General features: G+C 31.0%; 26 protein-coding genes and 1 riboswitch. Of the genes, 15 read left to right on the top strand and 11 right to left on the bottom strand.

Annotated features, from left to right (window positions below; genetic code table 11):
- Nucleotides 1-28: 28 nt before the first annotated feature.
- From KA873_RS07595 to KA873_RS07585, 3 genes are read right to left on the bottom strand one after another with little or no spacing between them, the layout of a single operon-like run.
- On the bottom strand, nucleotides 29-385 hold the full coding sequence (locus tag KA873_RS07595; protein ID WP_107505420.1) for a fluoride efflux transporter FluC: 357 nt from the start codon (nucleotides 383-385) through the stop codon (nucleotides 29-31).
- On the bottom strand, nucleotides 382-747 hold the full coding sequence (gene crcB / locus KA873_RS07590) for a fluoride efflux transporter CrcB (protein ID WP_107521382.1): 366 nt from the start codon (nucleotides 745-747) through the stop codon (nucleotides 382-384). Before crcB ends, KA873_RS07595 begins: the two co-directional genes overlap by 4 nt.
- Before the next feature lie 60 nt (nucleotides 748-807).
- A complete protein-coding gene (locus KA873_RS07585; protein WP_107521381.1) occupies nucleotides 808-1,113 on the bottom strand; it encodes a hypothetical protein in 306 nt (101 codons plus the stop codon).
- Nucleotides 1,114-1,398: 285 nt separating this feature from the next.
- On the opposite strand from KA873_RS07585, the gene KA873_RS07580 reads away from it, so the two are divergent.
- A complete protein-coding gene (locus KA873_RS07580; protein ID WP_107384755.1) occupies nucleotides 1,399-2,112 on the top strand; it encodes a transaldolase in 714 nt (237 codons plus the stop codon).
- 382 nt (nucleotides 2,113-2,494) lie between these two features.
- Nucleotides 2,495-2,944, top strand: a complete 450-nt coding sequence (locus tag KA873_RS07575; RefSeq protein WP_107384754.1) for a hypothetical protein — start codon at nucleotides 2,495-2,497, stop codon at nucleotides 2,942-2,944.
- A 4-nt stretch (nucleotides 2,945-2,948) separates the two neighbouring features.
- Here the strand turns inward: KA873_RS07575 and KA873_RS07570 are convergent, their stop codons facing one another.
- Together KA873_RS07570 and KA873_RS07565 are read right to left on the bottom strand one after the other, a co-directional pair.
- Complete coding sequence (locus tag KA873_RS07570; protein ID WP_107505405.1) at nucleotides 2,949-3,371, bottom strand: competence protein ComK; 423 nt, start codon at nucleotides 3,369-3,371, stop codon at nucleotides 2,949-2,951.
- Between the two features lie 10 nt (nucleotides 3,372-3,381).
- Nucleotides 3,382-3,861, bottom strand: coding sequence for a sigma-70 RNA polymerase sigma factor region 4 domain-containing protein (locus KA873_RS07565; protein WP_107521422.1), 480 nt, complete (start codon nucleotides 3,859-3,861; stop codon nucleotides 3,382-3,384).
- 221 nt (nucleotides 3,862-4,082) lie between these two features.
- Here KA873_RS07565 and KA873_RS07560 point away from each other — a divergent pair, with 221 nt between their 5' ends.
- Nucleotides 4,083-4,307: a hypothetical protein gene (locus KA873_RS07560; RefSeq protein ID WP_019468074.1), complete on the top strand. Its 225-nt coding sequence runs from the start codon at nucleotides 4,083-4,085 to the stop codon at nucleotides 4,305-4,307.
- A gap of 164 nt (nucleotides 4,308-4,471) precedes the next feature.
- Nucleotides 4,472-5,323, top strand: coding sequence for a peptidoglycan release complex glucosaminidase SagB (sagB, locus tag KA873_RS07555; RefSeq protein ID WP_107521424.1), 852 nt, complete (start codon nucleotides 4,472-4,474; stop codon nucleotides 5,321-5,323).
- Between the two features lie 350 nt (nucleotides 5,324-5,673).
- On the opposite strand, the gene KA873_RS07550 is transcribed toward sagB, so the two are convergent.
- Nucleotides 5,674-6,603, bottom strand: coding sequence for an osmoprotectant ABC transporter substrate-binding protein (locus tag KA873_RS07550; RefSeq protein ID WP_107384751.1), 930 nt, complete (start codon nucleotides 6,601-6,603; stop codon nucleotides 5,674-5,676).
- 161 nt (nucleotides 6,604-6,764) lie between these two features.
- Here KA873_RS07550 and KA873_RS07545 point away from each other — a divergent pair, with 161 nt between their 5' ends.
- The 5 genes from KA873_RS07545 to ribH all read left to right on the top strand — a co-directional run bounded on the left by KA873_RS07545 (nucleotide 6,765) and on the right by ribH (nucleotide 12,273).
- Nucleotides 6,765-8,240 (top strand): FAD/NAD(P)-binding protein, encoded by a 1,476-nt coding sequence (locus tag KA873_RS07545; protein WP_107384750.1) that lies wholly within the window; start codon nucleotides 6,765-6,767, stop codon nucleotides 8,238-8,240.
- 398 nt (nucleotides 8,241-8,638) lie between these two features.
- Nucleotides 8,639-8,773, top strand: a riboswitch (FMN riboswitch).
- Between the two features lie 158 nt (nucleotides 8,774-8,931).
- Nucleotides 8,932-9,975, top strand: coding sequence for a bifunctional diaminohydroxyphosphoribosylaminopyrimidine deaminase/5-amino-6-(5-phosphoribosylamino)uracil reductase RibD (gene ribD / locus KA873_RS07540; protein WP_107505256.1), 1,044 nt, complete (start codon nucleotides 8,932-8,934; stop codon nucleotides 9,973-9,975).
- Between the two features lie 6 nt (nucleotides 9,976-9,981).
- Entirely contained in the window at nucleotides 9,982-10,614 is a 633-nt protein-coding gene (gene ribE / locus KA873_RS07535) for a riboflavin synthase (RefSeq protein ID WP_107384748.1), read from the top strand.
- Nucleotides 10,615-10,624: 10 nt separating this feature from the next.
- Nucleotides 10,625-11,803, top strand: coding sequence for a 3,4-dihydroxy-2-butanone-4-phosphate synthase (gene ribB / locus KA873_RS07530; protein ID WP_107505255.1), 1,179 nt, complete (start codon nucleotides 10,625-10,627; stop codon nucleotides 11,801-11,803).
- A gap of 11 nt (nucleotides 11,804-11,814) precedes the next feature.
- Complete coding sequence (gene ribH, locus KA873_RS07525) at nucleotides 11,815-12,273, top strand: 6,7-dimethyl-8-ribityllumazine synthase (RefSeq protein ID WP_107384746.1); 459 nt, start codon at nucleotides 11,815-11,817, stop codon at nucleotides 12,271-12,273.
- A 280-nt stretch (nucleotides 12,274-12,553) separates the two neighbouring features.
- Here ribH and KA873_RS07520 read toward each other — a convergent pair whose 3' ends face one another.
- Nucleotides 12,554-13,555, bottom strand: coding sequence for a proline dehydrogenase family protein (locus KA873_RS07520; RefSeq protein ID WP_107505254.1), 1,002 nt, complete (start codon nucleotides 13,553-13,555; stop codon nucleotides 12,554-12,556).
- A 267-nt stretch (nucleotides 13,556-13,822) separates the two neighbouring features.
- On the opposite strand from KA873_RS07520, the gene KA873_RS07515 reads away from it, so the two are divergent.
- The 3 genes from KA873_RS07515 to KA873_RS07505 all read left to right on the top strand — a co-directional run bounded on the left by KA873_RS07515 (nucleotide 13,823) and on the right by KA873_RS07505 (nucleotide 16,430).
- Nucleotides 13,823-14,647, top strand: coding sequence for an alpha/beta fold hydrolase (locus KA873_RS07515; RefSeq protein ID WP_107505253.1), 825 nt, complete (start codon nucleotides 13,823-13,825; stop codon nucleotides 14,645-14,647).
- 276 nt (nucleotides 14,648-14,923) lie between these two features.
- Nucleotides 14,924-15,880, top strand: a complete 957-nt coding sequence (locus KA873_RS07510) for an L-lactate dehydrogenase (RefSeq protein ID WP_107384743.1) — start codon at nucleotides 14,924-14,926, stop codon at nucleotides 15,878-15,880.
- A 148-nt stretch (nucleotides 15,881-16,028) separates the two neighbouring features.
- The gene (locus KA873_RS07505) at nucleotides 16,029-16,430 is read left to right on the top strand and encodes a transcriptional regulator, SarA/Rot family (protein ID WP_019467834.1); all 402 of its coding nucleotides are present in this window, start codon (nucleotides 16,029-16,031) and stop codon (nucleotides 16,428-16,430) included.
- A gap of 118 nt (nucleotides 16,431-16,548) precedes the next feature.
- Here the strand turns inward: KA873_RS07505 and mnmM are convergent, their stop codons facing one another.
- Both mnmM and mnmL read right to left on the bottom strand, forming a co-directional pair.
- Nucleotides 16,549-17,109 carry a tRNA 5-(aminomethyl)-2-thiouridylate-methyltransferase MnmM gene (gene mnmM / locus KA873_RS07500; RefSeq protein ID WP_107505197.1) on the bottom strand — a complete coding sequence of 187 codons (561 nt, stop codon included), beginning with the start codon at nucleotides 17,107-17,109 and terminating at the stop codon, nucleotides 16,549-16,551.
- Complete coding sequence (gene mnmL, locus KA873_RS07495; protein WP_107384741.1) at nucleotides 17,106-18,059, bottom strand: tRNA modification radical SAM protein MnmL/YtqA; 954 nt, start codon at nucleotides 18,057-18,059, stop codon at nucleotides 17,106-17,108. Before mnmL ends, mnmM begins: the two co-directional genes overlap by 4 nt.
- A 109-nt stretch (nucleotides 18,060-18,168) precedes the next feature.
- Between mnmL and KA873_RS07490 the strand changes: the two genes are divergently transcribed.
- The 3 genes from KA873_RS07490 to KA873_RS07480 all read left to right on the top strand — a co-directional run bounded on the left by KA873_RS07490 (nucleotide 18,169) and on the right by KA873_RS07480 (nucleotide 22,548).
- On the top strand, nucleotides 18,169-19,338 hold the full coding sequence (locus KA873_RS07490) for an MDR family MFS transporter (RefSeq protein ID WP_107505196.1): 1,170 nt from the start codon (nucleotides 18,169-18,171) through the stop codon (nucleotides 19,336-19,338).
- Between the two features lie 462 nt (nucleotides 19,339-19,800).
- Nucleotides 19,801-22,215, top strand: a complete 2,415-nt coding sequence (gene leuS / locus KA873_RS07485) for a leucine--tRNA ligase (protein WP_107505195.1) — start codon at nucleotides 19,801-19,803, stop codon at nucleotides 22,213-22,215.
- 21 nt (nucleotides 22,216-22,236) lie between these two features.
- Nucleotides 22,237-22,548, top strand: a complete 312-nt coding sequence (locus KA873_RS07480; protein WP_019467829.1) for a rhodanese-like domain-containing protein — start codon at nucleotides 22,237-22,239, stop codon at nucleotides 22,546-22,548.
- A 156-nt stretch (nucleotides 22,549-22,704) separates the two neighbouring features.
- On the opposite strand, the gene KA873_RS07475 is transcribed toward KA873_RS07480, so the two are convergent.
- The gene (locus KA873_RS07475) at nucleotides 22,705-22,800 is read right to left on the bottom strand and encodes a type I toxin-antitoxin system Fst family toxin (RefSeq protein WP_107385129.1); all 96 of its coding nucleotides are present in this window, start codon (nucleotides 22,798-22,800) and stop codon (nucleotides 22,705-22,707) included.
- A 175-nt stretch (nucleotides 22,801-22,975) separates the two neighbouring features.
- A complete protein-coding gene (locus KA873_RS07470; protein ID WP_107505194.1) occupies nucleotides 22,976-24,235 on the bottom strand; it encodes a BaiN/RdsA family NAD(P)/FAD-dependent oxidoreductase in 1,260 nt (419 codons plus the stop codon).
- Nucleotides 24,236-24,257 lie beyond the last annotated feature (22 nt).

Here is a 24,257-nt window from a genome sequence, read left to right as displayed (position 1 = left end):
ACGGTCTTTTGTTATGTAAGTATGTGAGTTAAATCATTAAATATCCTAATAAACATGCGACGAAGGACACTACATATTGTAAAATTGAATAAACAATAAAGTGAAATACGTGCTTGTTTACTGTTAACATTTGAACTAACTCTGATGACAAAGTTGAAAAAGTTGTTAGTCCACCTAGAACGCCAACAATTAAAAATGCGTTAATCCAAGAAATATTTAAAGTAAGTCCCATGAGCAAACCAATCAAAAAACTACCTAAAATATTTACGACAGGTGTTGCAATAGGTAATGTACTATCAATTTTATTGTTAAAGAAGTTAGTAACAACAGCACGAATAACTGCGCCTATTCCGCCACCTAACATAATTAAAAATATTTGACTCATGATAAACGTTCCCCCATTTTAACTCCGACATAACAAACCCATATACCTATGATGTAACTGAGTAAAGCATAGGTTATGAACATTACATATGCTTGTTGTTGTAATATGCCGACAAGCTCGAATTGAAACGTTGAAAAAGTGGTAAGCGCACCAAGAAACCCAGAAGTCATTCCTTTTTTAAGTAGTGGACTGTTTCTAAAATACTGTATCGCTAAGGAACCTAACAAGCCCATTAAAAATGCACCTATAATATTTGCAATAAACGTGCCAGATGGAAATCCATTAGTAGTATTTAAAAAAGATAATAGATAACGAATGAATGCACCAAGGGCACCGCCAATAAAAATATATAAATATTGCACGATGATTTCTTCCTTTCAAAAAAATAAACTACAAAAGTAGTATAACTTTTGTAGTAAAAATTAGAAAATAATACCAAATGTTGAAAGAGAAGCTATAATATGAATTGCGATCACAATTAATATGATATAAGGTAAAATTTTACTAACTGGTCGAATCCAGCCTGAATCTTCATGTAAATGCTTAATAGATTTATCAGAAAAGATAATAGCAATTATTAAAATAATAGCATTGATAATACTACAAACAAAAATAAGTTTAATCATTGAATTAAAGTGCATATTTAATAGAGGGTTTCTAGTATTAAAATAAAAGCTAATAATAATTAAAATGCATGATAAATAAAAATAAAGTTTTGAACGTGCCATAATAACCTCCTAATGCAATTCATTATGTAATAATACCATAAATTAACTTAAAGTTAACTAAATTTACAATAAGAAAAAAAATTAATGAATAATAATATAGCTTATAAGGCCTGTCTATAGTGAATCTAGAGAAATTATCAATTATTGTATTTTTAATAAGCCATCATCTATAAGCAGAAAAATAGAATTTATGAAATAAAGGTGGTATAAATAAAGTGTATGGTTTAAACCGTTAAAAAAATAATTCTTTATAGAATTATTTATTTTAGTCAGGAGGAATTAGTAATGGCAAATTTAAATGTTGAAGTGTTTGCAGATGGTGCAGATATTGAAGAAATGAAAGCTGCTTATAAAAATAAACAAGTAGATGGGTTTACTACAAACCCAAGTTTAATGGCAAAAGCAGGTGTAACAGATTATAAAGCATTTGCTGAAGAAGCTGTGCGTGAAATTCCTGATGCTTCAATTTCATTTGAAGTATTTGCAGATGATTTAGAAACAATGGAAAAAGAAGCAGAAATTTTAAAACAATATGGAGATAATGTTTTTGTTAAAATTCCAATTGTAAACACTAAAGGCGAATCAACTATTTCTCTAATTAAAAAATTATCAGCAAACAATGTTCGTTTAAACATTACTGCTGTTTATACATTAGATCAAGTTAAAGAAATTACTGACGCTGTAACTGAAGGTGTGCCAACTTATGTTTCTGTATTTGCTGGACGTATTGCAGATACAGGTGTAGACCCAATTCCATTGATGAAAGAAGCGGTTGAGGTTACACACAGTAAAAAAGGTGTGAAATTATTATGGGCAAGTTGTCGTGAAGTCATCAACGTTATCCAAGCTGATGAAATTGGTGCTGATATTATTACATGTCCTGCAGATGTAGTTAAAAAAGTGAATAATAATTTAGGACGTGACGTTAACGAATTATCAGTAGATACAGTCAAAGGCTTTGCGAAAGACATCCAAAGTTCTGGACTTTCTATTTTATAATCGTAAGCTCAGTAAGTTCATTTCTGGGTTAATGCTAATCTAAGAGAAAAACACTTTCGTAGAATTCATCGCTTAATGAATTGATACGGAAGTGTTTTAATTTTTATCAACATTGCTGACACACTGTAAAATTTAAAGTCCGTTTGTTGAAATAATGACGATGAGTGCACAGAAAAGTTGTATTAAATAATACATTGTTGAGTTGATTTGAGTTAATTGAGTTTTCTGGTCACAATGGAAACAAAAATTATTGGATAGTCCACTTAGATTAAGAAAATGTAATTTGATTAAAAAAATTTTATAATTTCATTGAAACCATGAGATAAATAACTTATCCTTTATAATGATAGTATAAGTGTTATACATTTAAGGAGAAACTTTAATGAAGGCAAATATTTTTAAACAGAAAGTTAAAAAGCATTTATGGTTTTTAAATAAAAAAGAAAAACATCAACTAGACCAAGTATTAACAAATGTCTTGGATAAACACCATGAAGAAGAACTCAATCGACCGATTGCGTTTTCCAATCAATTTTTGAAAAATTATATCTTTGAAGAAAAAGTAGTGTCATCAACGTATTTCTTCATGTTATTAATTAGTATTTTATTTACATATATTATTTTATTAGGATTATTCTTATTTGCTTTATTGACAAGTTTGTCATCAGTCCAATTTTTTATTAAACCAGAAGTTGATTTATCTAGTGTTATAGTTATATTGACACTTATTGGTGCAGTATTATTATTGATAATTAGTCTGTATTTAATTAAGGTAGTAACAGGTTATTTTACGAAAAAACTATTAGAATATAAACACAATAGGGCATTATGATGCGTTAAATTAAAAGGTGAGAAAGTGTAATACTTTCTTGCCATTTTTTATATACAAAAGTGTAGGGAGCATCAACGATGATGAATGTAGCATTTTCAAAATAAATCGTTGTTTGATCATTATTTGATTTAATGCCAACAATCGCATTTGCATTAATGTAGTATTGCAAGGGCGCACGCCTCGCTTTAAGAGGAAATAAAGTGATTTGTGGAGTAATAAATATGGGGACCATCTTTCTTATTTTTAAAATTTGTTTAGCCTGTTTTGTTTGATAAGAAAGAGATAAGCCATAGGTTTCAAGTAGATAAGTAATTGTAGGCATTATTGAAGTAGGATAGTGAAATTGATGTGTGGTATATTGTCCTATTGTTATGATTTCATTTCCAGCAACTGATTTTAAGTATAATAATTTTGTAAACTGTGTCATTTTCCAACTCCTATTTTTGATTTAGTCCGTAATATTTAATGTATTTTACTTGAACCTTTTTTCGATAATTTTTTATTGTAGAAATAGAGCAGTTTAACATCGAAGCAATCTCAAATTGTTTATAACCAAGCAATTTTAATCTAAGCCAGTTTTTTTCGTTAGTAGTTAATAGTTGTAAAAACTGTTCATACATGAGTTGATAGTTACTATGATCAATCACATTAATTTGCTGTTCTATTAAATATTGAGAATGTATTGTGATTTCTGTTTGTTTTTGACTGCGAAACAAATCAATCAAATAGAAATTTAAACGAAAGAATAGAAATTGTTGTAGCGTTGTAGAATGATGTGGTGAATATTTCTGTGTTAATTCCCACATTTTGATAGTGAGTAATTGAGTATATTCTTCTCGATTATATTCAATACGATATTTTTTTAATAACACAAAAATAATATGTTTGAATTGAAAATAAGTTTGTTCGAAAGACATGCTGTAGCTCCAATGTTATATATATAACTTTGATTTCCGGATGAAATCATTTTATTTTAAATTATAGTAATTTTCATTTGCTAAATAATGATAATAGGTGTTAAATAGAGTTAATAAGATAGATAAAATTTAAGTTTTATAACATCAACGCGTATTCAACTTAAAGATATAACACTTTAGAGTTTTAGTATTATCTTCGGACAACAAATCAGGAGGTTTATATGGATTACGCACATTTAAATTTAGAACATTTTTTTGCAAGACATGATGATTTAGATATGATTAAAGATAAATCAGATTTTGTTATGATAAATAATCTAACAAAAGAAATGATGTACCGTGATGGTGAAATTGAAGGAACAATTGATTTAAATCGTTATTATTATAAAAACAGATCTCAAGCAGTAAGCTTTGTAATGATGGAATATAATAAAAGTCAAGAGTAATGAAATTAAAATTTCATTACTTTTTTTATGAATATGTAACAACAAACATATTAAATTGTACGTTAAACTATTTAGTGTTAGAATTTAAATTTAGATAGTCTCTTATAATATATTTGTATAAATAGAGAACTTAATATTCTTATTATTACCTATGAGGTGTGGACATGACGAAGCATAAGAAAGGCTCAATACTATCGATTATTGGCTTATTGGTAGTGTTAGTGATAGCTGTTATCGTTGTATTTTCAATGATTTCAGATCAAATCTTTTTTAAAAAAGTTAATCAACAAGAAAAAGTAGAACAGCTCAATATTTCTTTAAATAAAGCATCAAAAAAACAAATCGATAATTATACTAGCCAACAAATTTCAAATAAAAATAATGATTCGTGGAGAGATGCATCTTCAACAGAGATTAAAGCAGCGATGGATAGTAAAGAATTTATCGAAAGTGATACGCAAAAATACCAATTTTTAGAATTAGATAAATATCAAGGTATTGATGAAAATAGAATAAAAAGAATGTTAATTGATAATCCAATATTATTAGAACATTCAGATGATTTCATAAAAGCAGCGAAAGAAAAGCATGTAAACGAAGTATACTTAATATCACATGCATTACTTGAAACAGGCTCAGCTAAAAGTGAGTTATCTAGTGGTGTTGAAATTGATGGTAAGAAATATTATAACTTTTTTGGAGTTGGCGCACTAGATGAAGATCCAGTGAAAACTGGTGCCGAATATGCTAAAAAACACGGTTGGGATACGCCAGAAAAAGCAATTACTGGTGGCGCTAATTTTATACATGAACATTTTTTATCAAATAAAGATCAGAACACATTGTATAGCATGCGCTGGAATCCTAAAAATCCTGGTGAACATCAATATGCTACAGATATTAAATGGGCTGAAAGTAACGCAAGTCTAATGTCAAACTTTTATAAAGATATGAAAACAGAAGGTAAATATTATAAATATTTTGTATATAAAGATGACAATAAACATAAAAAATAATAATTAAAGATTAATTTTGTTATTCAAACAAATGAAGGACTAATCCGTTGAAAAATGGATTAGTCCTTTTTGAATGCTTTAATTATTGATTTAGATATTGGATTAATAGCGCAGTTATATTTTAAAAATATATAAGTATACTTAAGCACAATGTGAATGCATTATTCATTGAGGACATAGACCACTAGAGTGCTTAACATTATTTTGCTTTGTTTTTCTGTCCATATAATATAAAAAGTAAGATTGTCGATAATATGACTTTTAAAATGAATTTCATTTAATCACTTCCTTAACTATGTAACTATAGTAACATTAATTGATTAATATCACATAAAAAGCAATGTTTAAATTTAGTTTTCATCTTCGAAATAATTATGTTTTTCTAAAAATCTTTTGGCTACAATTGCTGGTTCTTTACCCTCTCCATCTGCTTCATAGTTGAGCTTTTGCATTTGTTCAGTACTAATTTTACCATTTAACTTAGCAATGGATTTTTTAATTTGTGGATTTTTTTGTAGTAATTCATTTGGTGCAACGGCGCTAGCATCATATGGTGGGAAAAAGTTTTTATCATCTTTAAGTACAACTAAATCATATGCTGCAATTCTTCCATCTGTTGTGTAACCAAGTGCAACATCAAGTTTGTTATTTTTTAATGCGTCATAAACAAGTCCAATTTGCATAGGTTTTAAATCATTAAATCCAAACCCATAATGTTCACGGAATGGTGCATAACCATCGCCGCCTCGCTTAATCCATGTAGTATCCGTACCAACTCTAACTTTGTCTTTTACTTTTTTTAAATCTGAAACAGTATGTAAATCATATTTTTTTGCGGTTTCTTTAGTAACCATAAAAGCAAAAGTATTTTCAAATCCATAAGAGTCGAAAAACGTTTGGTTAAATTTTTGGTTAAATAATTTTTGAGTAACAGACATTGCTTTTTTAGTATCTGTAATGGGTTGTTGTTCTAAAGCTCCAACCAAATCAGTGCCAGTATAGCGAGTGCTTGATATATCAGCATCTCCACGGAGCAATGCATTATGCTGAATTGTAGCTGAACCTAAATTGTTAATAATGGAGCCAGTAGTTTTCCCTTTTGTATCATGTTCAATTAAATCTTTGAGCATATAAGCCATGATTTGAGATTCACTCGTAGCTAAAGCAGAAATTTTAACTGAGTTTTTAGATTGACCGCCACCTAAACCAGGTAAATCACAACTTGCTAATAAAAGTGAACTTGCAATCAATAAATAGATTATTCTTTTAAAAAATTTCATATTTTAACCCCTTATATGTTTTAGAAATATTTTTTGATACAACATTTTTATATTAACATATTTATTAATTTTGTATAATGGTGGCATAATCCATTAATATGTAATATTAATTCGATACTTGATATACTAAGTATAAATTAATTAAAGTAAGGATGAGTGAAATGCGTTTAGCTATCATTGGTATGGGCACTGCAGGTGTTAGTTTGTTGAAAGAATTGGTAAAATATAAGGAATTCAAACAAATGGAAGTAGACGTTTATGATAATCCTAAAAATATGGGACAAGGCGTGCCGTTTCAAAATGACAGCGACCAATTATTAATCAATTTGCCCGCAAGTCAAATGTCCTTAAATTTGAATAATGAACGGGAATTTTATGAATGGTATCAAGAACAATCCATATTTAAATTTTCTAACCCAGAGTATCTACCTAGATTTATTTTTGGACATTATATGAAAGACTATTTGGAAACTTATCATAATCGCTATAATAATATTCATATGATCAAAGAAGAGGTTTTGGAAGTGTTTATAGAATCTAATATTGGTGATACGCATGTTAAATATGTTGTTTGTACTTCTGAAAATCTAGAGAAACGCCGACGTTATGATATCGTATTTTTAACGATTGGTACGATGTCTTATCATGACCCATATCATTTAAAAGGAACACCAGGTTACATAAAAACACCTTACCCAACATATGACACATTAAATGAGGTTGATAGTACTGATAGAATTGCTATCATTGGAACAGGACTAGCAAGTTTAGATGTAATTCGATTTGTAACGGCACATCATCCAAATTTACCTATTACTGTGACGAGTCGTAAAGGTCATTTACCTAGTGTTAGGGGAGATATGCCAGAAATTCAATTTAAATATCTTACACCAGAAAATTTTAATGAAATCAAAAAAGAATATTTTGGGAATGTACCTTTGGAGGAAGCATTAGCATTATTTAAAAAGGACTGTGAATATTATGATATTCCAGTAGAGAAATTAGTCCACAGAAGACAAGGTGATCCAATTTTAGATTTAACATATGATTTACAACATGCCGATGAGCTAGGGAAATTTCAAAGTATTTTAGAATTAACAAAAGAAAATCTTAATTGGATTTGGAATAGTTTCAGTAGACAGGATCAGAAGATATTTTTAGAAAAATACCAATCTATATTAAAAGAAAATTCAAATCCAATGCCCCCACGTACAGCAAAACTAATTATCGACCATATTGAAAATGGGCAAATTGAAATCAAAAAAGGGTTGGAAGATGTAAAACATGACGGACAGCAGTTTTGTTTTAAATATGAGGATGATTTTAAAGCGATCGATAAATTTGATATTGTTATTAATGCTACTGGTTCAAAATCACATTTATCAGATTTAGATCAAGATGATCAACTAATTCTAAATTTAGAAAATAGACAAGTTGTCCAAGCACACCCACTTGGTGGTATTCAAATCATTCCAGAAACAAATCAAATTATAAGTCCGCGTTACGGTACTTTACAGAACATGTTTGCTTTAGGCCAAGTTACAAATGGGATTAACCAATCACGTAACGGCGTTATGATGATAGTAAAACAAGCCGTTAGTGTAGTAGAAAAATTATTAAACACTAAGCATGATTAATTTTGTAGTGTAGCATTCAAACGAACATTGCTTACATAATTAAGCCGTAAGTGAAATATGTTTTTAAGTGAATATAAATATGCATACATTATGAAGTAAGACTATCGATTTTATATAGCTGGATAAGCGGTTATTTTTATAATTCAAACTAAAAACGAAATCATTTAAATTGTTTTAACGGTTAATTATTTAGGAAATCATTTGGAAAAATATATTTTAAAAATGGTTTTGTAAAAATTGCTTATAAGCATTGCTAATCAAAGGATATAAGAAAGTGGTTGTTTATAAATAAAGCCGACTTAGATAATATGAATTGTTTTTTGTATAAATATATAGTACGATAACGATGTAACTTTCATAAAGTTACTTTGACTCAATCATCAATTACAATTTCATAAATATTCTTTCGGGGCAGGGTGAAATTCCCAACCGGCAGTAAATTAAGCCTGCGACCTGCATTTGTTTTTGACAAGTGTGGCTGATCTAGTGAAATTCTAGAGCCGACAGTATAGTCTGGATGGGAGAAAGAATGAAGTATAACAAAAAAAGCACTTTTTTAGTGTTTATTTAACATACATTTTTCTGAAAATTGGAGAAGTGTATTCAAATTTAAGTAATTTATGTTATATCTAAATACATCCCACACCTGAAATCAATTTCAGGTGTTTTTTTATTATTAAGAGGTGATTATATGAGTCAATATTTAAACTATGCAATCCAATTGGCACAAATGGTTGATGGCCAGACAGGTGTAAATCCGCCAGTAGGTGCAGTTGTAGTAAATCAAGGTAGAATCGTTGGCATCGGTGCACATTTACGAAAAGGTGATAAACATGCTGAAGTGCAAGCTTTAGATATGGCTAAAGAAGCTGCAAATGGAGCAACAATTTATATATCTTTAGAACCTTGCTCACATTATGGTTCAACACCACCATGTGTAAACAAAATTATTGAATTTGGTATTTCAAAAGTTGTTTATGCTGTTAAAGATACGACATTATCGACTAAAGGTGACGATATTTTGCACAATGCTGGAATAAAAGTTGAGTTTCATCATAAGCCAGAGGCTGAAGCATTGTATAAAGACTTTTTTATTACTAAACGACAAGGCGTCCCTGAAGTTACTGTAAAAGTTTCTTGTAGTTTAGATGGTAAACAAGCTACTGATCATGGTGAAAGTAAATGGATTACTAACAAAACTGTTAAACAAGATGTATTTATGCTCAGACATAAACATGATGCAGTTATCACTGGTACTGGTACTTTAAATGCAGACAATCCGCAATATACTACAAGGATTGAAGAAGGTAAGCAACCGATACGTGTGATACTTTCAAAATCTGGCCAGGTAGATTTTACCTTAGACATATTTAAACAACCGGTGACACCAATATGGATTTTTACAGAAAATAAAAATTTAAAAAGTGAAGATACAAATATAGAAATTATATATTGTTCGAATTGCACGATTGAAAATATTTTAAAACAGTTATATCAATATGGGATTGGAAGTGCTTTGGTTGAAGCAGGCCCTACGATTACTTCAGAATTTCTTCAATCTAACTATACGAATGAACTCATCTTATATTATGCCCCGAAAATAATAGGTGGTTCTGGTGATTATCAATTTTTCAAAACAGAAAATGTCTTTAATTTATCAGACGTACCTCAATTTGAAATTGTAAATTCCAAAATGCTTGAGCAAAATATTAAATTAGAATTGCGAAAGAAGTGAATAACTATGTTTACTGGTATTGTCGAAGAAATAGGCACTATAAAAAAAGTTGCAACACAACAATCCGTTGTTAATTTAACAATTGATTGTAAGACAATTTTATCTGACATGCATATTGGTGATTCTATTAGTGTAAACGGTGTATGTTTAACTGTAATACAATTTGATAATCAGTCATTTTCAGTCCAAGTAATTAAAGGCACTGAGAATAAAACCTATCTGAATCAATTAAATCAAGCTACTGAGGTAAATTTAGAACGAGCAATGAGTGGTACGGGAAGATTTGGTGGCCATTTTGTACTCGGCCACACAGATGAAGTAGCTAGAATCACTAAAATACAAAACTCAGATAATTCTAAAATTGTAACTATTAAACCATCTACTTCTATTATAAATCAAATGGTACAACAAGGTTCAATTACTGTAGATGGCGTAAGTTTGACAGTGTTTCAATTAAGAGATACAGAATTTGATATTCATCTTATACCAGAAACAAGAAGATCAACTATTTTAAATCAAAAACGTGTGGGTGATCCTGTACATATTGAGACAGACATGTTGTTTAAATATGTGGAAAAAATAGTTGGCAATAGCGAAAAAGGTTTAAGTTTAGAAAAACTAAGCGCTTTTGGATTCTAGGAGGGGTAAAATGCAATTAGATAGTATAGAATTAGCACTTGAATCACTTAAAGAAGGTAAAAGTATCATTGTAGTAGATGATGAAAATAGAGAAAATGAAGGCGATTTAGTAGCAGTTACAGAATGGATGTATGATAATACAGTTAATTTTATGGCTAAATATGGTAGAGGGTTAATTTGTGCGCCTATTAGTAAAAAAATAGCTGAAGATTTAGAACTTCATTCAATGGTTAATCATAATTCAGATGTTTATGGTACTCAATTTACTGTAAGTATCGATCATGTTAAAACAACAACAGGTATCAGTGCTGATGAAAGAATGCTCACTGCGAAGGCGTTAATCGATGATAGTACAACAGCAGAAGATTTTAATAAGCCAGGCCATCTATTTCCATTAATAGCTCAAGATGATGGTGTGTTGGCTAGACGTGGTCATACTGAAGCCTCTGTCGACTTAGCTAATCTAACTGGCGCACAACCTGCAGCACTCATTTGTGAAATAATGAATGATGATGGCACAATGGCAAAAGGTGACGATTTAGAAGCATTTAAAAGTAAACATAATTTGGTAATGATATCTATCGAAGATTTAGAAAAATATAGAAAGCAATCTGTTTCGTCTATTGAAGCTAAAGCGAAAATAAAGATGCCTACTGAATTTGGCGATTTTGACATGTATGGTTTTAGAACGAATGATAACGAGGAAATTGTAGCAATCGCGAATGGTGAAATTAATGAAACAGAGAATGTACGCATACATTCTGCTTGTTTAACTGGAGATATATTCCATAGTCAAAGATGTGATTGCGGTGAACAGCTTGCTGCATCTATGGAATATATTAATGAACATGGAGGCGTTATCCTTTATTTGCCACAAGAAGGTAGAGGAATCGGCTTAATTAATAAATTAAGAGCCTATGAATTGATAGAACAAGGTTATGATACTGTTACAGCAAATATTGCGCTCGGTTTTGATGAAGACTTAAGAGAGTATCGATATGCTGCAGAAATTTTAAAATATTTAGGTATCAAACGTGTAAATTTATTAAGTAATAATCCTAAAAAATTTGGAAGTTTAGAAAATTACGGTATTGATATCGCTAAAAGAATTGAATTAGTGATACCTACAAATCAATATAACCAAGCGTATATGCAAACAAAAAAAGAGAAAATGGGTCATTTAATATAGGAGGAAAAAACATGAATTTTGAAGGTAAATTAATAGGATCAGATTTAAAAGTAGCGATTGTAGTAAGTAGATTTAACGATTTCATTACGAATCGTTTGTTAGACGGTGCTAAAGATACCTTAGTTAGACATGAAGTACCAGCAGAAAATATTGATGTTGCATATGTTCCTGGTGCTTTTGAAATTCCATTAGTAGCTAAAAAATTAGCTCAAAAAAGTGATTATGATGCAGTAATTACTTTAGGATGTGTGATAAGAGGTTCAACGTCACATTATGATTATGTATGTAATGAAGTTGCAAAGGGTGTTTCAAAAGCGAATGATGTTTCGGATACACCAGTTATTTTTGGAATTTTAACTACTGAGAATATCGAGCAAGCTGTAGAACGTGCAGGTACAAAAGCAGGCAACAAAGGTTCTGAAGCAGCGGTAAGTGCTATAGAAATGGCGAATTTATTGAAAGAAATTTAATGTTTGCAGTAGTTATAGAAATAGTACAATTTAAAATTTTAAAAATATGACATAGTATGAAATATAATTATTTATGCTCAAAATAAGAGAGCTTACCTCTACGGGTGAGCTCTCTTTTAGCTTAATATTTTATGTTTTTGTTCTTATATGCATTTCTGTGGATAAGATTTACTTAGTACGTGTTTGTAATCTTTTATTCACAGTCTTGGTGTTACATTTCATTAATCTAAAATAATGTTTAAAACGATTTTAATTACATACTTTTTAATTTGAAAATTTGTTAGTTTTTAAATTTTTTGTATAACAATCCACTAATTGCTCCAATAGTTGATAATGCTCCAACTACTATCCCAGCTTTTTTCAACACTTCAGGTTTCATAAGTTCTAAAAACATCAGATTTAAATTTTGAGGACGCTCTGCTAATCTTCTCATAAAATAACTAAACCAATCATCACCATATGGCACATAGATACAGAAATGGTTGCCTTCTCGCGCTAATGATTCTGCTAATTCTGAGCGGAAACCATATAACATTTGAAATTCATAGCTATCCTTTTCAATATTGTTGTCTTTAATGAATTGTTTAATATGTGTGATGATAGCATCATCATGTGTAGCAATAGAAGTGACATTTTTCGCATTTAACAGTCGCTTTTTAATTAAGCGTATGTAATTATCGTCAATTTCTTCTTTAGTTTGATAAGCGATGTTTTCATTTTCTTTGTATGCACCTTTAACCATACGTAATCGTAATTCTGGATATTTATCAACGAGTGCATCTGCTTTATATAAATATCCTTGTATAACAGTTCCCACATTTTTAAATTCGCCTTTTAATCGGTCTAAAACTTGAGTAATATCAAATAAGCTATCATATTTTTCAGTGTCTATATTAATATGCATATTACCAAATTCGTTAGCTTTAAGTAATATTTCACGTAAATTGCGATAAGCAAGATCAAGGTCAAATTCAGAACCTAATTGGCTGATTTTAATAGACATGTGACCATCTAAATTATGATTGTAGATAGCATACATCACTTCTAATATTTGATCTTTTGATTGTATTGCTTCACCTTCATTTAAAACAAATTCACCGAGACAATCTACTGTGACAGTAATTCCTTTGTTATTTAAACGTTCAATTGTGTCAACTAATTCTGGAATAGTATTCCCTGCGACTACTTTTCTAGCGCCGAACATAGGTCCTATTTCCTTAGCTGTTTTATTTAAAAAAGGATTGTTAGATAATCCTATAAAAAAATTTTTCACAATTGGCATATTAATTCCTCCCATTCTGCTAATAGCTGTTCTTTCAATAATAGTGTAGCATGAATCGAATAGTAATGAAATCGTTTACAATAAAATTTATTACACTAAATATTATATACTACACGATAACATTGACTCACGCTTTAGATACGACATTTAATGATAAAGTTGAAGTAACATATAACGGTAAGATTTATACGTTAAAAATGGAAAAAGTACATCATATTTTGATACAATGTAGTTATTGAAATTATTGTAGAAGGGGAAGTATGGAATATGTGGAAATGGGAAACAGAAAATGAAGCAAAGGGCGTCATTGTAATTGCCCATAACATGCTCGAACATACAGGTAGGTATGCATATGTTATAACAATGCTACGTAGAAATGGTTATCATGTAATCATGGGTGATTTGCCTGGTCAAGGTCAAACGACGCGTGCGAATAAAGGACAAATATCAAACTTTGAAGTATATCATGAGCATGTCCTTGAGTGGATTAGAATAGCTAATGAGTATAAACTGCCGACTTATGTTTTAGGTGTGGGCCTTGGTGGGCTTATCATTTTAAATTTACTTGAAAAAGTGGATGTGCCTATTGAAGGAATAATGTTGATTTCTCCATTGTTAGAATTTAAGAAAAGTAATAAAACTAGAAAAGATAAAATTGTATCGAATGTCGGGAAATTAACAAAAGATACAAGGTTTAAAATAGGTATTACGATTGAAGATTTAACACGAAATGAAGAAGTTATTGAAGAAGCAAAAGAGGATCAACTGATGCTGCAGAAAGTTACTTATCATTGGTATAAACAAGTCATAGAAATCATGAAAGAGACCGTTACACATTTAAAAGATATTAAACCACTTCCTTTATTATTAATGTATGGACTTGAAGATAAAGTTTCAGATGTTTCTACGATGTATTTAATTAAAGAAAAAATTGCAACAGAAGAACTGTATTTTAAAGCCTGGAAAGGATTAAATCATGAAATACATAATGAACCTGAAAGAGATGAAGTAATGCGCTATATTCTAGCATTTCTTAATAATAGTGCCAGTAACATTGGTTTTATTGTACATGATGAAAATGAACCGTCATAATTCGTTTAATAAATGATGAATATCATTTTATGGAAACAAGTAAGTTAACTTAAATCTAATTTATTCAAATTATGACTAAATAATTGCTTATAAAAAGAGTGTATAAATGTGATCTAACGTTGATTTTATTCACACTCTTTTTATTATTAAGAAATAATGTGAAAAAAATCACAATAAACATTGATTTTTAAAATAATAATTGTTATATTTATATTGTGAAAAAAATCACATTAAATTTTAGAAATATTTACTTTGAAATAAAAGGAGCGATTTAACATGAAATTTGAAAAAGGGAATAAAGTAGTTTTAATAGGTGATGGAGCAGTTGGATCAAGTTATGCATTTGCATTAGTTGCACAAGGCTTAGCTGATGAATTAGTAATTATTGATTTAGATGAAGCGAAAGTTAAAGGCGATGTTGCAGATTTAAATCATAGTGCACCATATGGTGATTCACCTGTTAAAGTAAAAGCTGGTAATTATGAAGATTGTGGTAATGCTGATTTAATTGTTATTACTGCAGGAGCTGCGCAAAAGCCAGGTGAAACTAGATTAGATTTAGTAGAAAAAAACACAAAAATATTTAAAGACATTGTCACAAAAATTATGAACACAGGATTTAATGGTATTTTTCTTATAGCAACTAATCCAGTAGATGTATTATCATATGTAACACAAAAAGTTTCAGGCTTACCGAAATCACAAGTTATTGGATCTGGTACGATACTAGATACTGCACGATTTAAATTTGAACTAGCACAAGAATTTGGTGTGTCACCTTGGAGTGTGGACGCACAAATTATTGGTGAACATGGCGATTCTGAATTAGCAGTATGGTCACAAGCTAATATTGCTGGTCAACCAATATACCATGCATTGAAAGATAACCCTGATAAACAACATAGAATAGATGAAATATTTACTAACACAAGAGATGCTGCATATGATATTATCCAATCAAAAGGTGCAACGTATTATGGTATAGCAATGGGCTTAGTTCGTATAACACAAGCTATTTTAAAAAACCAAAATGTAGTATTACCTGTTTCAAGTTACTTAGAAGGTGAGTATAATCAAAATGATATTTATATTGGAGTTCCAACATTAATTAATAGAAATGGCGCAATTAAAGTATATGAAACGCAATTAAATAGTGAAGAAAGTGAAAAGTTTGAAAATTCTGCCATAATTTTGAAAGATATGCAAAATAAAATCAAACAACTAATTGCATAATTCATAATTTAATTTTAAACTGTATATAAGATTAATTTTATTGAAAATATCAAAATTTATTCTGATATGAATAAATTTTGCTTTGAATGATTTTTTGGTAAATTAATTTTACATGTTTAACTTTATATTATGATTGGGGGATATTTCTATGGGGAAGACAATTGCTGATATGGTAGATAGTGTCCTTAGATTGGAACATGTACTTAAAGATATTGAAGATATCTTTGGAAAAGTACAGAAACAATATAAAATGTCAAAAGAAGAAATATTAATTCTTTTAACACTTTGGGAAGAAGGATCAATGACGCTTAAAGAAATGGATAATTATGTGAAAATTAAATCATATAAACGTACAAGAACATATAACGATTTAGTTGAGAAAGCATGGATTATTAAAGAAAGACCCGTTAATGACGAACGTACAGTAATTATACATTTCAATGAGGATTTAAAAGATCAAAGGGAAGAACTTTTAAATTGTTTTAAAGCGGAAATAAACGAAAAATCATCTACTATACAATCTAGTCTTAAATCTATCTTAAAATTATAGGGAATAATTATAGTTACAAAATGACAAGTTAGACTCAAAATAGTAATAGGTAGTTAATATCTATACTAAAATAAAAATGCATCTCCGCTTAAAAGGAGATGCATTTTTATTATATATATTATCTTTTTTCAATTGCACAGATAAATGGTGCATTGTTTTTTTGGTTAATAAATTGATATTGTAATATGTGCGCTTTGTTTTGGTCAAAATGTTGTAGATAATTTAATAATGCATCACGTTCGATTTTACCTTCATCATGCCCATGATATATAACTAGTACTATAATACCTTCTGTCGCTAATATATCAAATATTTCGTCTATCGCTGCTAATGTACTACTAGAGTTTGTTACAATTGATTTGTCACCCTTAGGCAAATACCCTAAATTAAAAATGGCTGCATCAATTTGTCCAATTTCGTTACTTTGTATATATTGCTTTACTTTAGCATGACTATCTTGAATTAAGCGTACATTTTTAAATGCGTCTGTCTTTTTGCTTGTATTTTGAATTGCAATTTCTTGAATATCAAAAGCGTAGACTTTACCATTTGGTACTTGTTGTGCTAGAAATTCGGTATCATTACCATTACCACATGTGGCATCAATAACAATACTATCCTTGTTGATGTGTTGCTGTAGTAGCGTTTTGGAAAATGGTAAAATACGTTCTAGTTTCATGATTTAACCGTCGTTTCATAGTATTTTCCTTGATAAGAATTTCTTCGTGCTAATTCCTCATCAATTTCGTTAAGCACTTCCCATTTGTTGACACTCCACATTGGTCCAACCATCAAGTCAATCGGACCATCACCAGTAATTCGATGAACGATCATTTCTTTTGGTAAAATTTCTAGCTGATCACAAACTAAATTTGTATAATCATCTTGTGACATGAATTCTAGCATACCTTTTTCGTATTGTTTTACCATTGGTGTGCCTTTAAGGAGATGCAATAAGTGTATTTTAATACCTTGGACGTCCATTTGTGCTACTTCTTTAGCTGTTTCCATCATCATGTCATAATCTTCTTCAGGAAGCCCATTAATAATATGTGTACATACATTTATATTATGTTTTCGTAGCTTGGCCACTCCTTCATAATACGTTTTCATGTCATGTGCACGATTGATCAAATCTGAAGTTTTTTGGTGTACTGTCTGTAGACCTAATTCAACCCATAAATAAGTACGTTCATTTAATTCAGCTAAATATTCTACAACATCATCCGGTAAGCAATCAGGCCGCGTTCCAATAGATAATCCGACAACGCCGGGTTCTTTTAATGCAGTTTCGTATTTTTCTCTTAATACTTCTACTGGTGCATGTGTATTAGTAAATGCTTGGAAATAAGCAATATACTGACCTTCATGCCATTTTTCATGCATTCTATCTTTGATTTGTTGAAATTGAACATCTATCGGATCTACACGATTTCCTGCAAAATCTCCACTTCCTGCTGCAGAACAAAATGTACAGCCACCATGTGCAACCGTGCCATCTCTATTTGGACAATCAAATCCTCCGTCAATTGCAACTTTAAAGATTTTTTGTCCAAATTTATTTTTTAAATGATAATTCCAAGTATGATATCGTTTATTCTCGAATGCGTAAGGGAAGAATTGTCCCATATAACATTTTCCTTTCTAAATTCATTCTAGTTAAAGATTTTAACATATTTTAATGATATAGTGTTTAGAGTAAAAACAGAAATTTAAAAAAAGAAGGGAGCTTATGGTTATGAATATGCCAAAATCAGTGTGGTGGTTGGTTATTGGTATGGCATTAAATATCACAGGCTCAAGTTTTTTATGGCCATTAAATACAATATATATGAATGAAGAATTAGATAAAAGTTTAACTATGGCCGGGTTAGTTTTGATGATTAATTCATTTGGCATGGTCATAGGGAATTTACTAGGTGGTAATCTATTTGATAAATTGGGTGGCTATCGAACAATTATGATTGGTACAGTGATCTGCTTAAGTAGTACTACCTTGTTAAATTTTTTTCACGGATGGCCATGGTATGCAGTTTGGTTGGTTTGTCTTGGCTTTGGTGGTGGCATGATTGTACCAGCAATTTACGCACTAGCCGGTGCAATTTGGCCGCAAGGTGGTAGACAAACTTTTAATGCGATATATTTAGCTCAAAATCTAGGGGTGGCGATTGGCGCAGCTTCTGGCGGTTTTGTGGCGGAATTAAGTTTTAATTATATATTTATTGCTAATTTGCTCATGTATATTGCATTTGGCATAGTTGCAATTAGTCAATTTAATATTAAATTGGACGTTAAAGTAAAATCAAATGATGCCATGAGTTTATTAGATAAAGCGTATAGACCTCAATTCATTGCATTAACATTGTTATGCGTGATGTTTAGTATTTGCTGGATTGCTTATATTCAATGGGAAAGTACAATAGCTTCATTTACACAAGAGCTAAATATCTCTATGAGCCAATACAGTTTATTATGGACTGTCAATGGTATCATGATATTAGTAGCACAACCATTAATCATTCCGATAATCAGATTATTAAAAGGTAATCTGAAACATCAAATGTATGTTGGAATAGGTATTTTTATCATATCTTTTTTTGTCACAAGTTTTGCTGAACAATTTTCTGTATTTATGGTAGGTATGATTATATTAACATTGGGAGAAATGTTTGTTTGGCCAGCTGTTCCAACTATCGCAAATCAACTTGCGCCTAATGGGAAAGAAGGTTCATTTCAAGGTTATGTAAATTCTGCAGCGACAGTAGGTAAAGCATTCGGACCACTTATTGGTGGCGTAGTTGTTGATATGTTTAACATGCAAATTATGTTTTTAAGCATGATTTCATTGTTAGTTTTATCACTCGTATTTTTAACATTCTATGATCACAAATTACCAAAAGATATTTAGCATAAAATTGTGGCAATATTGTAGTCAACAATAGTAGATTTAGTTAACTTTTAAACCCAGATAATTGTTGTTATATGATAAAAAGGACAAGTATTGTTAATTCAGCAAGTGATGCTTATTGAATTAACAATATTTTTACGTATTATTTTAATAAATTTATATATGCATTAAGATGAAGCTTGAAAATCAACTTTATACTTGAAATAAAGGGCTTTTTCAAATATCATAAGAAGAGTATAGGAGTAGTAACTTGAAAGCTTTTCCACAGAGAGCTAAGGTTGGTGGAACTTAGCGTGAAGCATCTAGTGAACTTACCAGGACTTAAAATGAATGAATGACATCTCTTACTATTAATTAAAATGAGTGCACATTAAGTGAAACAGGGTGGTACCGCGGTGAAAAATCGTCCCTATTATATAATAGTTTGAGGTGTCTTTTTATTATTGAACAGGAGGAAATGAAGTGAATTACAATCATAATGAAGTTGAAAAAAAATGGCAGGATTATTGGGAAGACTATAAAACATTTAAAACTGAAGATAATTTAGGCCAAAAAAAATTTTATGCACTTGATATGTTCCCTTATCCATCTGGAGCAGGATTACATGTAGGACACCCTGAGGGTTACACAGCTACTGATATTATTTCAAGATACAAACGTATGCAAGGATATAATGTATTACATCCTATGGGTTGGGACGCATTTGGTTTACCAGCTGAACAATATGCGCTAGATACAGGGAATGATCCTCGTGAATTCACTAAACAAAATATCCAAACGTTTAAACGTCAAATTAAAGAGTTAGGATTTAGTTATGATTGGGATCGAGAAGTTAATACAACAGACCCAGAATATTATAAATGGACACAATGGATATTTATCCAATTATATAATAAAGGGCTTGCTTATATAGATGAAGTAGCAGTGAACTGGTGTCCTGCCTTAGGCACTGTATTGTCAAATGAAGAAGTTGTCGACGGTGTTTCTGAACGTGGCGGACACCCTGTTTATAGAAGACCGATGAAACAATGGGTACTTAGAATTACTGAATATGCTGACAGATTACTTGAAGATTTAGATGACTTAGATTGGCCTGAATCTTTAAAAGATATGCAACGAAATTGGATTGGACGTTCAGAAGGTGCATCTATAACATTTAATGTAGAAGATATTAATGATCAAATAGAAGTGTTTACAACACGTCCTGATACTATTTATGGTACTACATTCCTAGTGTTGAGCCCTGAACATGAACTCGTTAACAAAATCACTACATCAGAACATCAAGAAAGTATTGAGAAATACCAACAAGAAGCGGCGATGAAATCAGATTTAGAACGTACTGGACTAGCTAAAGAAAAATCTGGAGTTTTTACTGGAGCGTATGCAATTAATCCTTTATCTGGTGAGAAAACGCCAATTTGGATAGCAGATTATGTCTTATCTTCTTATGGCACAGGAGCAGTTATGGCTGTCCCTAGTGGAGACCAAAGAGACTATGAATTTGCAAAAACTTTTGATTTACCAATTATAGAAATCATTGAAGGTGGAGACATATCTGAAGCAGCTTATGACGGCGATGGACCTCATATTAATTCAGGAGAGTTAAATGGTCTATATAATAATGAAGCGATTGAAAAAGCAATTACATTATTAGAACAAAACAATGCTGGAACTAGAAAAGTTAATTATAAACTGAGAGATTGGTTATTTAGTCGTCAACGTTATTGGGGTGAACCTATTCCTGTAATTCATTGGGAAGATGGGACTATGACGACTGTTCCCGAAGATGAATTGCCATTACTCCTACCGGAAACTGACGAAATTAAGCCTTCAGGTACAGGTGAATCACCATTAGCTAATATAGATGCATTTGTTAATGTCGTGGATAAAGAAACTGGAATGAAAGGTCGTCGTGAAACAAATACAATGCCACAATGGGCAGGCAGTTGTTGGTATTATTTACGCTTTATTGATCCAGATAATGAACAGATGTTAGCTGACCCAGAAAAGTTAAAACATTGGTTGCCTGTAGATTTATATATTGGTGGCGTTGAACATGCAGTGTTACACTTGTTATACGCTAGATTTTGGCACAAAGTCTTGTATGATTTAGGTGTAGTACCTACCAAAGAACCATTCCAAAAATTATTTAACCAAGGTATGATTTTAGGTGAAGGTAATGAAAAAATGAGTAAATCTAAAGGTAATGTTATCAATCCAGATGATATTATCAAATCGCATGGTGCTGACACTTTAAGACTATATGAAATGTTCATGGGTCCTCTAGATGCTGCAATTGCTTGGAGTGATAAAGGATTAGATGGTTCAAGACGTTTCTTAGATAGAATTTGGAGACTTTTAATTACAGAAGACGGTTTAATCACAGATAAAGTAGTCAATACTAATAATAAAGCTTTAGATAAAAGTTACCACCAAACTGTGAAAAAAGTTTCGGAAGACTTTGAAACATTAAACTTCAATACGGCAATTAGTCAATTGATGGTCTTCATTAATGATTGTTATAAAGTTGATGAGATTTATAAACCATATATTGAAGGGTTTATTAAAATGTTAGCGCCAATTGCACCACATATAGGTGAAGAATTATGGGCGCGCTTAGGACATGAAGAGACAATTACTTATCAACCTTGGCCATCATATGATGAAACATTATTAGTCGATGATGAAGTGGAAATTGTCGTTCAAGTAAATGGCAAAGTGCGTGCCAAAATCAATGTTTCTAAAGATATTTCAAAAGAAGAAATGGAAACAGCAGCATTAGGTAATGAAAATATTAAAGCTGAAATAGAAGGCAAAGATATTAAAAAAGTGATTGCGGTACCTCAAAAACTTGTTAATATTGTTGCCAAATAACACAAAAGGGGCGTTTATATTATGGAAACTATTACTATAGATGAATTGAAATCAAAAATTTTAAATTCTAATCCTATTCATATCGTAGATGTGAGAACCGATGAAGAAACAGCAATGGGCGTGATACCAGAAGCGGAAACGATACCTATGGATAAAATTCCTGATAATTTAAATCACTTCAACTCAGAAGATACGTATTATATTATTTGTAAAGTTGGTGGCAGAAGTGCACAAGTCGTTCAGTATTTAGAACGTAATGGCGTTCATGCAGTCAATGTTGAAGGTGGCATGGATGCATGGGGAGATGAAGGTTTAGAAATTAAAAGTATTTAATCTTTAGACAGAGTGAAAATAAGCCGATGATTTTGCATTTTATGCAAATATAGTGTTATAATACGTTTAACAAAGATATCAATACAGATACACCAAACCCCCTCACTATTGCGAGTAGTGAGGGGGTTTTTTGGTGTTAGCTAAGTGTCGCCTATTTTACTTGTCATTACGATTGCGCAGCCAGTACGCAAATAACGTAACGATACAACCACTGATGACAGTAGTCATAATATGAACAAAGATATCAATCACAAAATACACCTCCTCCCTACGTCTATTGACGCCTGAGAGTAGGCGACTTAAATATTATAACATTACGTGTGTCACTCGCATAGAAAGTATCAATCATTAAAATTGATAAATAGTGAATTTGTTTTAAACGTAAGTAGTGGATCTAATAGGTGACAAATTATATAAATTGATATGTTTAACGTTGAAATTTACTTGCATTTGTTCCTGATATATGACCTGTAACTAAAGCACTGGTAATATTATAGCCACCAGTATAACCATGGATATCTAGCAGTTCGCCACACATAAATAATCCCGGAGTTAATTTTGACATCATCGTTTTGGGTTCGATTTCTTTAAGAGAAACGCCTCCTCCAGTTACGAAAGCTTTTTCAATTGATAAAGTTCCATTAACTGTAAACGTAAAGCCTTTAAATAAAGTAATCAATTTATTAAATTGTTCATTAGACATATGATGTGCTGTTAATGTTTCTGAAATATTTGCTAATTCTAACATATATAATAAATAACGTTCTTCGATTAAACCATGTAAGCTATTTTTTACATATTTATCTGGTGTATTCTTTAATAATTCACTTACTTTATCTTCTAATTGTGCAAAGCTTAGTTCTGGAAAAGCGTCTAATTGCATATCAATATCTTGGCGTTTTTGATTTTTTTGTTCCTTATATACAAATTGGCTACATCTTAAAGCGGCAGGGCCACTGATTCCGAAATGAGTGAATATCATATCCATTTGATGTGTAACACGTTTTTTACCATTTTTCTTTAATACAGATAGTGCAACATTTTTTAAGCTCAATCCTTTTAATCTTTTATTATTTATAAAAGGTTCGGATGACGTAATTGGGACTTCAGTCGGGAAAAGTTCTGTAATTGTATGTCCCAAGTGTTCAGCAAATTTGTAACCATCACCAGTTGATCCAGTCTTTGGCACACTCGTACCACCTGTAGCGATAATCAAACTATGACCTTCAACAGTTTGTTGATTATCTAAAAATACTTTGAAAGTCTGTTGTGGTGTATGTTCAATAGCATGCACTGAAGTTTCTTGTTTTACAGTTACATTATTCTTATCAATTGTACGAATTAATGCATCTACAACATCCTGTGCTTTATTAGAAACAGGAAACATACGTCCATGGTCTTCTTCTTTAAGTGCAACACCACGTGATTCAAAAAAGCGAATAATAGATTCATTATCAAATACGGAAAAAGGACTATATAAAAATTTTCCATTTCCTGGTATATTTTTAATTATCTCTTCATATGGTAAACGGTTTGTGACGTTGCAACGTCCGCCACCAGAGATTTTTAATTTGCGACCGAGTCCTTTTTTCTTTTCTATGAGAAGGACTTTATCGCTATGTTGACTTGCGGCAGCAGCCGCCATTAAACCGCTAGGGCCACCGCCAATAATAATTGTTTGGTACATTTGATTGCCTCACTTTACTAAA

The organism is Staphylococcus sp. GDY8P45P (assembly GCF_017892745.1).
Taxonomy (GTDB): Bacteria; Bacillota; Bacilli; order Staphylococcales; family Staphylococcaceae; genus Staphylococcus; species Staphylococcus cohnii.
This window is presented reverse-complemented; position numbering and strand designations above follow the sequence as displayed.

Bases quoted from the DNA above. Each gene is read 5' to 3' on its own strand.
- KA873_RS07595 (WP_107505420.1), bottom strand. From the start codon at position 385: ATGAGTCAAATATTTTTAATTATGTTAGGTGGCGGAATAGGCGCAGTT.
- KA873_RS07585 (WP_107521381.1), bottom strand. From the start codon at position 1,113: ATGGCACGTTCAAAACTTTATTTTTATTTATCATGCATTTTAATTATT.
- KA873_RS07580 (WP_107384755.1), top strand. From the start codon at position 1,399: ATGGCAAATTTAAATGTTGAAGTGTTTGCAGATGGTGCAGATATTGAA.
- KA873_RS07575 (WP_107384754.1), top strand. From the start codon at position 2,495: ATGAAGGCAAATATTTTTAAACAGAAAGTTAAAAAGCATTTATGGTTT.
- KA873_RS07570 (WP_107505405.1), bottom strand. From the start codon at position 3,371: ATGACACAGTTTACAAAATTATTATACTTAAAATCAGTTGCTGGAAAT.
- KA873_RS07565 (WP_107521422.1), bottom strand. From the start codon at position 3,861: ATGTCTTTCGAACAAACTTATTTTCAATTCAAACATATTATTTTTGTG.
- KA873_RS07560 (WP_019468074.1), top strand. From the start codon at position 4,083: ATGGATTACGCACATTTAAATTTAGAACATTTTTTTGCAAGACATGAT.
- sagB (WP_107521424.1), top strand. From the start codon at position 4,472: ATGACGAAGCATAAGAAAGGCTCAATACTATCGATTATTGGCTTATTG.
- KA873_RS07550 (WP_107384751.1), bottom strand. From the start codon at position 6,603: ATGAAATTTTTTAAAAGAATAATCTATTTATTGATTGCAAGTTCACTT.
- KA873_RS07545 (WP_107384750.1), top strand. From the start codon at position 6,765: ATGCGTTTAGCTATCATTGGTATGGGCACTGCAGGTGTTAGTTTGTTG.
- ribD (WP_107505256.1), top strand. From the start codon at position 8,932: ATGAGTCAATATTTAAACTATGCAATCCAATTGGCACAAATGGTTGAT.
- ribE (WP_107384748.1), top strand. From the start codon at position 9,982: ATGTTTACTGGTATTGTCGAAGAAATAGGCACTATAAAAAAAGTTGCA.
- ribB (WP_107505255.1), top strand. From the start codon at position 10,625: ATGCAATTAGATAGTATAGAATTAGCACTTGAATCACTTAAAGAAGGT.
- ribH (WP_107384746.1), top strand. From the start codon at position 11,815: ATGAATTTTGAAGGTAAATTAATAGGATCAGATTTAAAAGTAGCGATT.
- KA873_RS07520 (WP_107505254.1), bottom strand. From the start codon at position 13,555: ATGCCAATTGTGAAAAATTTTTTTATAGGATTATCTAACAATCCTTTT.
- KA873_RS07515 (WP_107505253.1), top strand. From the start codon at position 13,823: ATGTGGAAATGGGAAACAGAAAATGAAGCAAAGGGCGTCATTGTAATT.
- KA873_RS07510 (WP_107384743.1), top strand. From the start codon at position 14,924: ATGAAATTTGAAAAAGGGAATAAAGTAGTTTTAATAGGTGATGGAGCA.
- KA873_RS07505 (WP_019467834.1), top strand. From the start codon at position 16,029: ATGGGGAAGACAATTGCTGATATGGTAGATAGTGTCCTTAGATTGGAA.
- mnmM (WP_107505197.1), bottom strand. From the start codon at position 17,109: ATGAAACTAGAACGTATTTTACCATTTTCCAAAACGCTACTACAGCAA.
- mnmL (WP_107384741.1), bottom strand. From the start codon at position 18,059: ATGGGACAATTCTTCCCTTACGCATTCGAGAATAAACGATATCATACT.
- KA873_RS07490 (WP_107505196.1), top strand. From the start codon at position 18,169: ATGAATATGCCAAAATCAGTGTGGTGGTTGGTTATTGGTATGGCATTA.
- KA873_RS07480 (WP_019467829.1), top strand. From the start codon at position 22,237: ATGGAAACTATTACTATAGATGAATTGAAATCAAAAATTTTAAATTCT.
- KA873_RS07470 (WP_107505194.1), bottom strand. From the start codon at position 24,235: ATGTACCAAACAATTATTATTGGCGGTGGCCCTAGCGGTTTAATGGCG.